The following is a 13,833-nucleotide window of genomic DNA, read 5'->3' as shown; positions in this document are numbered from 1 at the left end:
GCACGCTCTTGACAACCGATTGCCATTTCCTGCCATGCTGTGGCATTCTGGTTCAACGGTGTGGCAGTAGTCACAGCCGGATGATTTTGTCGTTCAGAGAGGAACGCCCATGGCGACGCAACCCATGGCAACAGGCCGGCCTGCCACCATCCATGACATCGCGGCGCTGTGTGGCGTGGCAGCATCCACCGTTTCGAGGGCCCTTGCCAATCCGGAGCGCGTCAATATCCACACCCGCGAGCGCATCCAAGCGGCCGCCGTCGAGCTGAACTACACTCCGAACTCGCAAGCGAAAGCGCTGAGCTCCGGCCGGACAGGTGCCGTGGGCGTTCTGGTTCCGGACATCACCAACCCGTTCTACTTCGACCTCATCCGCGGCACGCAGCTGCAGCTCAAGGCCGCCGGTTACACACAGCTGCTCGTGGACACCGAGGAATCCGACGAAGTGGAGGCCAGCACGCTGGAGCAACTCCGAAAGAGTGCCGACGGCGTGATTGTGGCCGCATCCCGTCTCAACGACGAAGCACTTGCTGCTGCCGCTGCCCGGATGCCGATGGTCACCGTTAACCGCGACGTCGACGGCGTCCCGGCAGTCATCATCGACACCCCCTCAGCCATGCCCCAGGCATTGGACCACCTGATTTCACTGGGCCACACGTCTGTTGCCTACGTTTCCGGCCCTGCCGTTTCGCAGTCCAGCGCCCGGCGCTGGACCTCACTGTCAGAAGCCGCCGAGGAACGCGGAGTCGAGGTCCGCAGCATCGGACCCTTCGCCCCCAAGACTCAGTCCGGCGCAGCTGCTGCGGACGCCGCCGTTCACAGCGGGGTCACTGCGTGCATCGTCTTCAATGACCTCATCGCCATCGGCATGCTGCAGCGACTTCGCGAACGTGGTCTCCGGGTGCCGGAGGACATGAGCATCGTGGGCTGCGACGACATCTTTGGGGCAGACTTCTGCAATCCGCCCCTGACCACCATGAGCTCGCCCATTGAGCAGGCAGGACGCGTGGCAGTGTCCATGTTGCTCGCCCAACTGAATCCACTCGCTGGCGGCGGAAACCGCAGCCGATCCGTCATGCCCACGCACCTCACGGTCCGCGGCTCCACGGGACCGGCCCGCTCAAACTAGCCGTTCCCCGGAATCACGGCGCAATATGGTTGAGCGTCCATAACCATGCTGACTAGTGTTGGACCATGCGCGAACTCCAGGCCAAGATCATTGAAGAAATGGGCGTCCAGCCCCGGATCGATCCTGCGGAGGAGATCCGCAAGCGGGTCGCCTTCCTGAAGGACTACGTCAAGGCGACGGGGACTAAAGGCTTCGTCCTGGGCATCTCCGGCGGGCTCGATTCCACCCTGGCGGGGCGACTGGCCCAGCTGGCGGTTGAGGAGCTCGAAGCGGACGGCGTGGAGGCGAACTTCGTGGCCGTCCGACTCCCCTACGGCATCCAGCACGACGAAGACGACGCCCAGGCCGCCTTGGACTTCATCAAAGCCAAAACCGAGTGGACCTTCAACATCTCCCGGGCCGTCGACGGTTTCGAGGAAGAGTTCGAGAAGACCACCGGCGCGGAAATTTCCGACTTCCACAAGGGCAACACCAAGGCCCGCGCACGCATGATCGCGCAGTACGCCCTGGCAGGCGAACACAATTATCTGGTGGTCGGCACCGATCATGGCGCCGAGTCCGTCACCGGCTTCTTCACGAAGTTCGGCGACGGCGGCGCGGACATCCTTCCGCTGTTCGGCCTCAACAAGCGCCAGAACCGCGCAATCCTGGCGGAACTTGGAGCCCCCGCCCGCCTCTGGCAGAAGGTGCCCACGGCCGATCTCCTGGACGACAAGCCGGGCCGCACCGATGAAGACGAGCTGGGCATCACCTACGACCAGATCGACGACTACCTCGAAGGCCGCGACGTTGCCGAAGGCGCCGCGGAGCTCATCGAGCAGAAGTACCTCCGCACACGCCACAAGCGCACCGTCCCGGTCACCATCTTCGACACCTGGTGGAAATAGTTACGTCCCTTTAGACCAACCACGCCGACCAACCACGACTGACCAACAACGACGGCGGGTGCCGGCTTCCCATGGAAGTCCGCACCCGCCGTCGTGCTTTAACCGGCCCTCTCTCACATCCCGCGGGCTTCCCGCCGTCGCCCTCTCACATCCCGCGGCCTTCCCGCCGCCGCTCTCTCACATCCCGATTCCAAGGTCTTGACGATGCGATACTTACCGATATATCGTTAAGTATCGCCGATACTTCTTCGGTGAACCACATAATCGAAAGGACGATGCTGCTATGAAAGGCACCAACGAACACGACAACACTTTCCCCGAGCACGGCCACGGACACCCCGAACACGGACACGGCCGAGGCCGGTTCAACCGAGGCAAGGGCCGGCGCGGCCCGGGCGGACACGGCGGAGGCGGATTTGGCCCGGGCTTCGGTCCTGGCGGCTTTGGCCCGGGTTTCGGGCCGAGGGGCTTCGGTCCCGGCGGATCACGCCGAGCCAATCGCGGCGACGTCCGCGCAGCGATTCTCTCGCTTTTGGCTGAGGCTCCGTCCAACGGTTACGGCCTGATCAAAACGATCGCGGAGAAGACGTCGGGGGCATGGCGTCCCAGCCCCGGCTCCGTCTACCCGACGCTGCAGCAACTGGTAGACGAAGAACTGATCGTCGCCGTCGGCGAGGGTCGGCGTACCGAGTTCACGCTCACTGACGACGGCAAGGCCTACGTCGCCCAGCATGAAGAAGAACTCGCCAATGCCTGGAACACCGAGGCCGATGGAACTGGCGCAGCATTCCACCAAAGCGTCGGCAAGCTCATGGGCGTCATCCACCAATTCCGCGGAGCCGCTACAGACGAACAGCGTCAAGCGGCAATCGAAAAGCTGGACGAAACCCGCCGGGCTCTCTACCTGATCCTGGCTGACTAAGTGCTGGCCAGCATCCCCTTGACCTTGACGTAACGTCAACCTCTACCGTCGAAGGACAAGCACAGGACGGAGGACGTATGGACTGGTCAATTCAGGAAATTGCCAAGATTGCAGGGACCACCAGCCGCACGCTGCGTCACTACGACGACATTGGGCTGCTCAAACCAAGCCGGACCGGCCATAACGGCTATCGCTACTATGACGGTCCGGCCCTGGTTCAGCTCCAGCGAATCATCCTGCTCCGGGAACTCGGACTTGGACTACCGGCCATTGCCGAGGTTCTTGACCGCGAGACGGATACCGTCAAAGCGCTGACAAGCCATCTGGAATGGCTTGCCCGGGAGCAGGACAGGCTGACCCGGCAAATCGCCTCTGTTCGGCAGACCATTGACACGATGAAAGGGGATGGAAAGTACATGGCACAGAACATGTTTGATGGCTTCGACCACACTCAGTACAAGGATGAGGTGGAGGAACGCTGGGGCAAAGACGCTTACGCTGCCAGTGATTCCTGGTGGCGCGGAATGAGCGCCGAGGAAAAGCAGCAATGGAAAAACCACGTGCAAAAGCTGGGCGCAGACTGGATCTCTGCCGCAGAATCCGGGGTTTCACCGGACAGCGACATGGCGCAAGACCTGGCGCGGCGCCACGTCGAGTGGCTTCGCGGCATCCCGGGAACTCCCTCCGCCGCTCCCGGCGGAGACGTCAAGGGCTACGTCACGGGCCTCGGGGAAATGTACGTAGCTGACCCTCGATTTGCCGCCAACTATGGCGGAGAAAGAGGCGCTACGTTCGTCAGGGATGCCCTTAGGGTTTACGCGGAAAAGAACCTGTAGACAGTCAGGATGCGCTGATCCGGGTTAGGCAATAGTCTGGCCGAATGGGTACAAGCACCGTAAAGTCCGGCGAACAGGTTGATAGACAGAAACGCATTCTCGACGCAGCCCTGGAACTGCTGTCCCGCCACGGCATTTCGGGTATCAACATGCGCGCCGTGTCGCGTGAAGCCGGCGTCGCCCTTGGGCTTGTGAACTACTACTACGAAGACAAGTCGAGTCTGATCCGCGCAGTTCTTCACCAGATTGAAGCGCACGACCTCCTGCTGGTGGAGCCCAAAGCTACGTCAACCCCTGACGAGCAACTCCGGGAGTCGCTTCGGCGCGTTGCGGACCCCGGGCTTCTGACCACCCCGTACCTGTCCCTCCGCCTCCACTTGTGGGCCCTCGCCCAGGCGGATGAGGAATTTGCACGAATCAATGCCGCGGCCTTTGAGAGATACCTCCAAGGGCTCGCGGCCTTGATCGGCAATGCAATTCCGGGCCTCTCCCCGGATGAATGCAGGGAACGGGCGGCCGACATCGTAGTCGTGCAGAACGGCATGTGGCTCACCACGCTATTGGGCATCGACAAGGCGGCCATCGAGCGCGGCATTGCCCGCACGGAGCAGATCGCCTTCGCCTCTTCGGCGTAGCTACCGGGTCCAGCGAGACCTTTGCTATGTGCTCAGAAGGTGTTGGAGAAGGTGGTTGTGGGCAATCCCGTTCCCATGAATTGGTAGTCGAGGGTGGTCTGGGAGGCCGGGTCTTTTCGGGAGATGCCTTGCGTGAATTGCAGGTTTCCGGGGTCCACGGCTGTGCTCGTGCAGCGGACTTCTTTTGTGGCGTCGTTATGTGCTGTGCAGGACCATCCCGCAGGTTGGATGAGTGTTCCCGGGATCAGGCTTGCCCCGTCGGAAACGGAAAAGATCACTTCAGCGGCTTCGGTGGCAGTTTGACCGGCAATGGTGAAGGTGATTGTCGCCTGGACATCGGCCGCGCCTGAGCCCGCCCCCGTGGTGACGGTGGCCGTGACCTCTGGTGCTATGGGCCTGGTCGGGCTCGGTGTCGGGGTCGGGGCGGGGGTTGGGCTCTGAGTCGGGGCTGGTGTCGGTGTGGGGGCTGGCGTCGGGGTGGTGCTCGGCGTCAGGGGTGTTGGGTCCTTCGTGGTGCCCGCCCCGGGTAGAGACGGCAGGACTTCGAAGGGCTTGGGCACTTCGAAGGGCTTGGGCGGAGCGGCCGTGGGCGGGGCAGGCCAAGCAACCGGACGGCGCGGCGGCGCGGGGAAGCCGGAGGGGCTGCGCTGGACGCCGTTCAGGGCGGGCAGTTCTTCAGGATTTTCGGGAGGGGTTTCCGGCCCGTTGCCCGAAATACTCGAGGGTTGATTCGTCGGTGCGGCCGGGGCCGGATAGGTGCCGGTGAGGGGGGATTTTGTGTTCTGGTTCTCCTGGCTGGAAGTGGATGCCGGCACCTCTCCAGCCTGCGGTGTGCCGGGGTTGTTGGTTCCGGTTCCTGCCAAAGCTATGGTGGCGCCCACAATAATGACCGCCCCGGTCAACCCCGCTGCCCCAACTTTCATCATGGCAGCGATGGACTTCGGAGCAGCCTCGCCGCCGGCACCGGCCACCACCCCGGCACCCGCGGTCCCGGCAGTACCCGTGAGTCCAGCGGCACCCGTGATCCCGGGGGCGGCCGAGGTCAGGGCCACTCCCGCAATCAAGGGGAAGATGATGGCCCTCATGGCGGACTGCACGTCATTGAGATCCAGGAGCAGGGCAGTGCATCTCGAACAGGATTCCAGATGGCTCTGGACTTTCTGGTGCGCCCGCCGACTCAGACCGTTCCGCGAGTAGGCCCCCAACTGGTCCGGATACCCTTCACATTCCTTGGAGGTTGAGTCTTTGATGTGGCCCTGCAAATAGGCTTGCCGCAGGCCTTCACGGGCCCGGATGGCCAGCGACGAGACCCCGTTCGGGGTGATCCCTAATACTTCCGATGCCGCGGCGGGTTTCATTCCCTCTATATCCACGTACCACAGGACTTCCTGCCAGCGCTCGGGCAGGGATTTGAACGCGGCCGCCACCGTGCTGGACTCAAACCCGACCACGGCCGGGTCCTCAGGATCCTCAACCCGGTCCAGCACAAAACTGTCCGAAACCGGCAGGCTACGGGCCGCCATCCGGTTCTGGGCCTGCGCGATCCGCCGCACCGCTGTCAGCAAATACGCCCTAAAGAAAGTGTCAGGACCCTTGCCACGCATCAGGGCCTGATGAATCGAAACAAACGCCTCCGAAACAATGTCCTCAATATCGGCCCTGTTATCCACCTGCCCCGCCGCGACATACCGCGCCATATCCCGATGGCGGTCAAAAAGACTCGCGAAAGCCCCCTGATCCCCCGACCGAACCCTCAGGACAAGATCAGCATCACTCAGAGTCTCCATCGCCGTTGCCACAGACGTTCCTATCTTCGGGTTACAAGTCGTTCGGCCCACAGCAGCTGTGGTGGACGGTGTTCAAAAACGCATCTTCCGCCAGGTGCTCGAACCAAAGGCCGTCGCAGCGGCAGCAACCTGTTCACGCGACAAATCGATGCAATGCTGCACTTCTTAAGTGTGGCCAGGGGGCAGTTCGTGTCGCGGAAACGGAAAAAATCTTCGGGAAGGCCGGTTCACCTTCCCGGCAACGCCCGCAAACACCTAGGGGTCGTTGGGGAAGAGCAGGATTTCCAGCTCGTGCATGTCCACGAGCCGACGCTCATTTAGTTGGTCTTCGCGGATCCAGAACAGTCCCGCCTTCGGCATGGTCTGCGTGACGGTACCGCGATGTACAAGGACTCCCTGCGACCAAGCTTCAATGGTGTCCCCTTGCGCCAAATCCACGCATCGGACGATGAGAATCTGTTGGTTGGCCGTCACGGTGTGGTCCTTTCCCGGCGTTGGACCTGAGCTGAATCGCGAGGGCGGGTGACCAGGATGGCAGCCGTTGCCGCACCGATGAGGCCAAGAACCCACCAGGGGAAACCTGGGTCTGAAGCTTGACTAGGCATTGTTTGCGGGCTCTCGGCACTGGGGGCTTCTGTGCGTTCGCCGCGGACGAGCAAGCGATGACTGTTAACGCCGGTGGGTGTACAGGTGATGAGAGTTACATAGTCCTTGCCGGGCACCTTTCGGAGTGCGTCCGTTTGATCCGGCAAGACCGTTTGGATGGAGTCCACTTTGTAGTAGATGGTCTGATCCAGGACGCTGATGCTGAAGGTTTCTCCTTTAGCGACTTTGTGGAGGTTCTCAAAAAGGGTTGCACTGACGAAGCCGGAGTGCGCGCTAAGGACACTATGCGTCCCGTCTCCCCCAACTGGCAGAGCCGAACCGAACAGGTGACCGGCGCCCTTGGACAGCGAGTCTTCGTCGGTGCCATGAAAGATCGGCAGGTCGGAATGGATGGAGGGGATGCTGATGCGGCCCATCATTCCACCGGGCCCCACATCCAGCAGATTCTGGTACGCGTCTGATCCTGCCCCAATGGTGGTCTGTTTGCCCTCGTCATTGAGGGAGTAGGGGTCTCTGAGGGGTCCGGACGGAAGGTCTTGGTTGAACTTCTTTGCCGCGTCAAGGATGGACTTTTTGGCAGAAGGGTTCAAGTTCCCCACAGTGTCAACATAGCCACTGATTTCGGTGGCGTGGACCCGGTCGGAAAACCAGGCAGCCGCTGTTGGGTAGAGCAAAATTCCCACACCCAAGATGGCGATCAGCACTATGAGGATGCGTTGTTTGCTCCACGATCCGATGACTCGGCCGAGGTCGGGTCGGGAGGGGGCTTGGATATGAGTCATCAGGGTCCTGTGGCGGATAGGTGTGTAGTGCTGAAACTTCAAAGTGGGGAAGATCGCCGAAACGATCTTCCCCACTTTGGCTAGATGGGAGTCACTGTTGCGGCTCCCGAGGTGTTAGCTGTTGGTGGTCTTGCGATTCCGTACGAACAGCAGGCCTGCACCGACGACCAGGAGCGCTCCGGCTGCGTAGAGCAGACCGGTTCCGACGCCACCGGTGAGGGGCAGTTCGAAGCCGCCGTTGGACGGGATGTTCTTGACGCTCAGGTCAATGCCAACCGTGGTGGATGCTGAGTTGATCAGGAAGGAGATCGGCTCGGCGAGCAGTTCGTATCCGGCCGGGGCGGTGGTCTCCACCAGGTAGTAGGTGCGGTAGTCAGCCGAGCCCGGTGCAACAGCTGCGCCATCTGCCCAGTCCGAGTAACGCAGACCGGAGATGGTCAGGGTGCCATCGGCTGCGACGGCGAAGACGCTTTGACCGTTCAGGACGATCGGGTTGGTGCCGGCCAGGGCGTCAGCTTCGTTGGCGTAGACGGAGAAGGCAGCGCCGGCAAGGGCTGTGCCGTTCTCGTTGACCTTCTGCAGGGTCATTTCGCCCCACTTGGTCACGACCGGAGGCGTCACGATCGGTCCTCCGGGCTGGCCCGGGGTTACGTCGAAGCTGGGCAGGTTCGGGTAAACCAGGGCTTCGTTTTCGATTTCACCGATGGTGTTGACCGTGGTGTTCACCACGACCTGAACGCTGGTGTCCACGTGTGCGGCCAGTACTGCCAGGCCTGCGGGGGTGAAGACTATGGAGACCGTGTTGGTTGCGGCGTCGAAGACGACGTTGTAGTCGGTACCTTCGGTGATGACGGTGCCATCGACCAGGGTGGCGGTGGCGCCGACGTAGCTCAGCTTGGGATCGAGGACGTCCACGATCTTGTAACCATCGATGACGGCTTCGTTGGGGATGTCACCGGTGATGGTGAAGTCGATCTGGTCGCCCAGCTTCACGTCGGGGGCATCCGTGACGGTCTTTTCTGCACCGGCAATGGAGTTCTTCGGGTAGACGTGAACATCGTAGATCCAGTTGTCCTGGTTATCCGGGTCGGTCAAGGGAACCGAGACCAGGAACGGAGCTGCAGGAGTCACACCGGCGGGGTAGTTGGTCTCGGTGACCAAGTACAGGCCGACAGGGAGGTTGGCGAACGCTGCGGTGCCGTCAGCAGCGGTGGTCTGGGCCTGCCCTGCACCCAGGGTGTATCCGGCGCCGGTAATGGAGCCTTCAGGATCGGCGGGGGCGAAGACGCTGCTCAGGTTATGGGCCGCGTCCCAACCGGCGTTGGTCGACAGGTCAATGGTGTTGACCTGCTGAATCGTGAACTCAATGCCACCCAACGGCGTCAACCCGGAGGTGTCTACCGCAGTGCCGTTGTTGGGAAGGCCTGTGGGAGTGGTAGGGCGTTCGAACTTGTGGACTGTGATGGAACCGGTCTGGTCGCCGTCAACCAAGGGCGCCGCCGAGGCCGGTGCGACGGAGAACGACATGGCCAGCACCGCCCCGGCTATAGTTGCGGCGGCGGTTTTCCACAGCCGCAAGGAGCTTGGATTACTCACTTTGTATCTTCTTTCTATTGATGGTTCGGATGCTCGGAGTGAACATTCTGGGTTCCGGGCTTGCGGCGGTGGCGGCAAGCCCGGAAGGTCTAGGTACTGGTGATGTTTCGGCGGCGGACATTGACGAGTCCCAGGCCGAGGGCTGTCAGGACGAGAATCGATCCGGCTGCGGTGAAAGGCCACCAGCCGATGCCGCCGGACTCTGGCATTTCCAGTGCGGGCACATCGCGCACCGTGATGAGGAAGATCCCATCACCGTCGCTGTCGCTGCTGGTCACAACGCCCGTACCGCTGCCCTGTCCAACTGTCACGGCGCCGCTAGCTGCAACGGTGAATTGCACAGGCTCGGCCAACAGGTTGAAACCCTCGGGTGCGGTGGTCTCTTCGAGCCAGTAGATACCCGGTTTGATTCCCTCAAGTTGGAACAAACCTGTTTCGCCTGCCACCGCAACCGCGGTTGGGCTTATCAGGGCAGCTCCGGGGACGCCGTTGTTGTTGGTGTAGATCGTCCAGGAAGAGCCGGCCATTCTGACCCATTCCTCGTTGGAAGATTCGCCGACCTTTTCGATGAGTACTTTGGCGGGTGTCTGATGTGTGGTGGTGCAGTCAGGGCCGGGACCGGAGGAACCGGATTCGGCGCAGGTTTGGGGAGGTGTGCTGCCGCTGCCGGTCACCGTGTTGATCAATGTGGCGTTCCAGGCGCTGGTTTTGACCGTGACGCTGTAGCGCAGTGTCGCTATTTGACCGGCGGGAAGAGTGAAAGCGGCCGTAGTGAGTGTTGTTGAAGGGGCCACCGGGTTTGCCACGGGAATGGGAGTGCCCGTCCCAATGGTGAGGGTTGCTGAGCCCGGGACGAACGTCGCGTTGTCCAGGACATCGGCAAGGTTGTCTTTCAGGATCACCCCTGTGATGATGCCGCTGAGGCTGGTCGCGGTCACTGCGTAGTTGATGGTCTGGCCAGGCATGACTGATCCGTTCGCCGGAACAGTACCGTTGACCGTCGCCGTCTTCTTGATCTTCCATGCCGGGGGTGCCTTAATTTCTGCATCGTCAGTTGCTGTGACCGGCGGCCCTATGGCCGGATTGCCGGTGACCTTGGCGGTGTTTGTCAGCACGCCGGTGATCACGTCGTTCTGGGTAACAACGTAGGTGGCTGTAGCAGTCACCGTTTGCCCGGCCAGCAACACACCAGGCAGCCCCGGCCAGGTGTAAGTCAGGGCTGACATGGCGCCTGTGCCGGAGAACTGTGTTTCGCTGATCACGACGCCCGTCAGGGTGACGTTGCCGGTGTTCTGGGCGACGAAGGTGTAGGTGGCGGTTTGGCCGGCCACGAGTGTGGTCCTGTCCACAGTCTTGACCAACGTGATGGCCGGAACACCTGCAGGGGCGATGGTGACGATGTAGTCCTCCACCTCGCCTGAATTCGAAGGTCCAACGGGCAACTGGACCTGGGCGGTGTTGTAACCGATCCGGAAGCGCGCATAGGTGGTCCCGGCAGTCATACCGGCAGGGATAGCAGTCCAGTTGAGCGTGGCCGATGTGGTTCCGGCCGCAAAGCTGGCACACGCCCGCTCCGCCGTGTTGTTAAAGAGCCCGTCCTTGTTGACGTCGATCCACCCGCACGTCATTCCGGCTTTGCTGGCACCACTGATGGCGACGGTTCTGGAGTAGCTGGTCACCCCCGCCGTCATAGGCGTCATAACGACACCATCGTCCATCTGGTCCAGCGCTGCAGTAACGCTGGCATTGGGCGACACCGTGCCGTTGGCAACGTTGGCGTTATCCTCGGTGAGGTTGGCACCCAGCGTAACGTCGGATGTCACAGCCCTGGCGGCGCTGCCTTGATCGTAGGACGACGGGGCATCCCCGAAGTCCTGGGGAACCGTGGCCGCCATGAGGAAGTTGTCCTGGTTGTGCTTATTAGCATTCGTGACGACGTTATTCGTGTAGCCGGGTATCGAGCTGTTGGTTGGAACGTGAACGCTGCTGATATCGAAGGTCAGGGTGGTAACGACGCCGTTTACTCTCACTGAACCACACGCAGCTGTTGCCTGGGCATTGAGCGGAGTGGGATCGCCGCTTTGAGCTGTGGTGCTGCATGAATAACCGGTATTGTGATTCACTGCCGTGATGGAGTTACCGCTGACGGCGAGATTGCCTCCGGAGAGCTTGCTCATGGTCAACCCCGTGGTGGCGAGGTTTAAGACGACGTGGTATTGCGACTGCTGATCTGCATCGCCGTCGTTGTCGCTGTCAAAAACCACGTACCCGCCCATACCTGCCAGATTCAGCACCGGGTTTCTGACAGGTTGGCTAAAGGCAACTGTGATAGTTCCCAGGCCCGAACACGACCCACTGGCCGGGCAGTTATTCACGGCGTCCGTCCAGAACTCGACGGCGGGAGAGGCAGCGGGGACGCCCTGCGAATAGTCAGAGGCAACGTACCCACGGCTATCCAGCGTCGTCCTGCCCGCCAGGTAGGTCAGACCGGACTGGTCATAGGTGGTGGTCAGGCCGGATCCCGGCATCGTCAGCACGGCGGCTCCGCCGGTAACGTTCGCCGGGGCTGTGGCCACTTCGTAGGCCTGCGCCGGTGCGCCTGACGACAGCCCGCCAAGGACCACCATCAACGCGGCAGCAATGGCCGTCGCTCTCCCACGGGGAAACTTCAATGGAGGTCCTTCCAAGAACTCTTACTCAACCGCTCCGCTGGGGAGCCGAACATTTACAGGGCATAGCCACACCCTCAGCAGGGCGAAGCTTCACTAAGGGAGTAGCGGCAGGGAACTGAATGTGTTGCAAGTTCCAGGAAGTTTTTTGATAGACACCTATCAGCCGCGAACTGTAATGAGGGCATCTTGCTGGTCGTGGAACTCCCGAAAGGCCGAACGTCCGGTCACCCGCATGCTGCTCAGGAGTTCGCATCCGTGCAATTGATCCCGCGTCGTCACCGAATAGGAGAAGCTTCGATATGCGGTCTCGAACCTTCCGAGATGGCCGATTGGCTGGACGTCCCTCCGGGATAACGGCTGGAAATGAAGTACTTCCAAAGCCTCATTGGTCAGCGATCCGGGGACTAGGTGGACGTCATTGAGGCGCCGACCCGTTTCGTTGACGATCCAGGCTGTGAAAACTACCGTCTCCCCCGTCCTGACCAACCGTCTGTCTGCTGCATACATCAGCACCAAGCCCGACCCATGAGGCCGCCGTTTGAGATGGCCCCATGTGGATTTGAGCTGCCGAATACCCTCTACTACCCATTCACTTCGCACACCCGTTAAGTGCTGCACGGGCGCCGATCGTGTCGCCACTTGGTCCTTAACGGATCCAAGAAAATACTCCGCCATTCCGCCTACCACCACTGGCGGCCAATTCGTCAATGTCGCGACACAAATCCAGTACCCGCGGTACTTACTTGACATGAACGACCAAACAGAGATTCGTAGCGGCGACCTCGTTATTACATCCTGTGGACTCCAACTTCGTTGGCAGCAAAGCAGCCTTCAGGCGGGATGGAAGCTTCCCGGTGATTGGCTGGTACCTGAGGTCGCGGAGACCACCAGGGCGAGAGTCCGGGGGGACGAACTTCAGAACGTGGCGAGACGGCTGGGCGCCTCCCGCGCCTACCACGGGGTGGGCGTCCGCGAGACCATGATGGACCTTCGCGCCTTTTACACCGTTGCCGATTTGTCCCCGGATGACTCTTCCATGCTTGCCTTAGTAGAGGGATGGACCGCGGAGATAGAGCGGCTGGAACCTCTCTCCTGCACTGATGTCCGCACAGGGCTGGCTACGTTCGCGCACTTTGAACGACTCATCTACGACGTGGCGGTCAGCGGATCCCGGGCACAACAAGCCCAGACCATTGCGTCCCTCCATCTCGACTGGTCCGATCAAGGCCATCGTCTTGGCTGGGATCTGCTTGCGGACGTAGGGAACATCTGCAGCGAGGAACTTGCCACGATCAACGTCTCGGCTGCCTACCACCGCGGGAGTATCCACGCCATCATGGAGCGCACCACTCAAAGTTACGAAGCCCTTTTCCGCTGCCGCGAACGCCTCGATGCACTCACCAGGTGGCCTTCTCCAGCTACGACAGTCGACTTCGAACCCGTCCCGACCACCCGGGCTGATTTCACGAAAACAACAGCTGCGCTCCGAACCCGACGAGCTGCCTAATGTCCGTAGCTGACCTGGCCTTCTTCAGAAGCGTCGTCACGGCTGACCCCGAACGCATGCTGGAAAGACACTTCACTACATGGTGCGCGCGGTTCAAAATAGCGCTTGGCGACTCGGGATTCACCACCGAAACAGGCCGCGTCGTCTACCCCGCTCATGGAGTAACCGAGGCCGATGGAACCGTGTGGCTGTCTACCCTGGCATCCTTTGACAGATCCGGGATCCGCGGGCAAGTAGAACATAATCCGCATTTCCGGCGCATGCTCCTCGATGTAGCCAAATCGCCCGACAGGGCCCCCGACGGGATAGCGCTGCTGATCGGCAGGACGCCGTATCAGGTGATTTTCCAGAACACAAAGGAAGCCGGCGGCGACCACATCGTCAATGTCGCTTTCATCAATCGGGCACCGCTTAATATCAACCCTCTTTGAACATCTGTTCATAATTTTCCTTGAACAGATGTTCAAGATGCAC

The 13,833-nt window shown here is 61.1% G+C and carries 12 protein-coding genes; 7 read left to right on the top strand and 5 right to left on the bottom strand.

All coding sequences use genetic code 11. The features are described 5' to 3' along the window. Window positions 1-109: 109 nt before the first annotated feature. The 5 genes from ACNAOT_RS02970 to ACNAOT_RS02950 all read left to right on the top strand — a co-directional run bounded on the left by ACNAOT_RS02970 (window position 110) and on the right by ACNAOT_RS02950 (window position 4,409). Window positions 110-1,129 carry a LacI family DNA-binding transcriptional regulator gene (locus ACNAOT_RS02970; RefSeq protein ID WP_420179969.1) on the top strand — a complete coding sequence of 340 codons (1,020 nt, stop codon included), beginning with the start codon at window positions 110-112 and terminating at the stop codon, window positions 1,127-1,129. A 65-nt stretch (window positions 1,130-1,194) separates the two neighbouring features. Beyond that, on the top strand, window positions 1,195-2,016 hold the full coding sequence (gene nadE, locus ACNAOT_RS02965) for an ammonia-dependent NAD(+) synthetase (RefSeq protein ID WP_091465013.1): 822 nt from the start codon (window positions 1,195-1,197) through the stop codon (window positions 2,014-2,016). Between the two features lie 283 nt (window positions 2,017-2,299). After that, window positions 2,300-2,938 (top strand): PadR family transcriptional regulator, encoded by a 639-nt coding sequence (locus ACNAOT_RS02960; protein ID WP_420179968.1) that lies wholly within the window; start codon window positions 2,300-2,302, stop codon window positions 2,936-2,938. A gap of 77 nt (window positions 2,939-3,015) precedes the next feature. After that, window positions 3,016-3,774: a MerR family transcriptional regulator gene (locus ACNAOT_RS02955; protein WP_420179967.1), complete on the top strand. Its 759-nt coding sequence runs from the start codon at window positions 3,016-3,018 to the stop codon at window positions 3,772-3,774. Between the two features lie 44 nt (window positions 3,775-3,818). Then, window positions 3,819-4,409, top strand: a complete 591-nt coding sequence (locus tag ACNAOT_RS02950) for a TetR/AcrR family transcriptional regulator (RefSeq protein WP_420179966.1) — start codon at window positions 3,819-3,821, stop codon at window positions 4,407-4,409. A 32-nt stretch (window positions 4,410-4,441) separates the two neighbouring features. Here the strand turns inward: ACNAOT_RS02950 and ACNAOT_RS02945 are convergent, their stop codons facing one another. From ACNAOT_RS02945 to ACNAOT_RS02925, 5 genes are all read right to left on the bottom strand, one after another. Then, a complete protein-coding gene (locus ACNAOT_RS02945; protein ID WP_420179965.1) occupies window positions 4,442-6,208 on the bottom strand; it encodes a sigma-70 family RNA polymerase sigma factor in 1,767 nt (588 codons plus the stop codon). 243 nt (window positions 6,209-6,451) lie between these two features. Next, window positions 6,452-6,670, bottom strand: a complete 219-nt coding sequence (locus ACNAOT_RS02940) for a hypothetical protein (RefSeq protein ID WP_420179964.1) — start codon at window positions 6,668-6,670, stop codon at window positions 6,452-6,454. Continuing rightward, window positions 6,667-7,584 carry a class C sortase gene (locus ACNAOT_RS02935; protein ID WP_420179963.1) on the bottom strand — a complete coding sequence of 306 codons (918 nt, stop codon included), beginning with the start codon at window positions 7,582-7,584 and terminating at the stop codon, window positions 6,667-6,669. Before ACNAOT_RS02935 ends, ACNAOT_RS02940 begins: the two co-directional genes overlap by 4 nt. 114 nt (window positions 7,585-7,698) lie before the next feature. Continuing rightward, window positions 7,699-9,180, bottom strand: coding sequence for a SpaH/EbpB family LPXTG-anchored major pilin (locus ACNAOT_RS02930; protein ID WP_420179962.1), 1,482 nt, complete (start codon window positions 9,178-9,180; stop codon window positions 7,699-7,701). A gap of 89 nt (window positions 9,181-9,269) precedes the next feature. Then, window positions 9,270-11,852 (bottom strand): DUF7507 domain-containing protein, encoded by a 2,583-nt coding sequence (locus ACNAOT_RS02925; RefSeq protein ID WP_420179961.1) that lies wholly within the window; start codon window positions 11,850-11,852, stop codon window positions 9,270-9,272. Between the two features lie 748 nt (window positions 11,853-12,600). Here ACNAOT_RS02925 and ACNAOT_RS02920 point away from each other — a divergent pair. Both ACNAOT_RS02920 and ACNAOT_RS02915 read left to right on the top strand, forming a co-directional pair. Next, entirely contained in the window at window positions 12,601-13,359 is a 759-nt protein-coding gene (locus ACNAOT_RS02920) for a hypothetical protein (protein WP_420179960.1), read from the top strand. Then, on the top strand, window positions 13,359-13,790 hold the full coding sequence (locus tag ACNAOT_RS02915) for a hypothetical protein (protein ID WP_364307543.1): 432 nt from the start codon (window positions 13,359-13,361) through the stop codon (window positions 13,788-13,790). The genes ACNAOT_RS02920 and ACNAOT_RS02915 overlap by 1 nt, the downstream gene beginning before the upstream one ends. Window positions 13,791-13,833 lie beyond the last annotated feature (43 nt).

This window comes from Paenarthrobacter sp. TA1.8, from assembly GCF_048595705.1.
GTDB classification, from domain to species: domain Bacteria; phylum Actinomycetota; class Actinomycetes; order Actinomycetales; family Micrococcaceae; genus Arthrobacter; species Arthrobacter nitroguajacolicus.
Note: the sequence above shows the minus strand (reverse complement) of the source record. Positions and strands in the feature narration are given on the sequence as shown.

Bases quoted from the DNA above. Each gene is read 5' to 3' on its own strand.
- ACNAOT_RS02935 (WP_420179963.1), bottom strand. From the start codon at position 7,584: ATGACTCATATCCAAGCCCCCTCCCGACCCGACCTCGGCCGAGTCATC.
- ACNAOT_RS02915 (WP_364307543.1), top strand. From the start codon at position 13,359: ATGTCCGTAGCTGACCTGGCCTTCTTCAGAAGCGTCGTCACGGCTGAC.
- ACNAOT_RS02960 (WP_420179968.1), top strand. From the start codon at position 2,300: ATGAAAGGCACCAACGAACACGACAACACTTTCCCCGAGCACGGCCAC.
- ACNAOT_RS02955 (WP_420179967.1), top strand. From the start codon at position 3,016: ATGGACTGGTCAATTCAGGAAATTGCCAAGATTGCAGGGACCACCAGC.
- ACNAOT_RS02920 (WP_420179960.1), top strand. From the start codon at position 12,601: ATGAACGACCAAACAGAGATTCGTAGCGGCGACCTCGTTATTACATCC.
- ACNAOT_RS02950 (WP_420179966.1), top strand. From the start codon at position 3,819: ATGGGTACAAGCACCGTAAAGTCCGGCGAACAGGTTGATAGACAGAAA.
- nadE (WP_091465013.1), top strand. From the start codon at position 1,195: ATGCGCGAACTCCAGGCCAAGATCATTGAAGAAATGGGCGTCCAGCCC.
- ACNAOT_RS02970 (WP_420179969.1), top strand. From the start codon at position 110: ATGGCGACGCAACCCATGGCAACAGGCCGGCCTGCCACCATCCATGAC.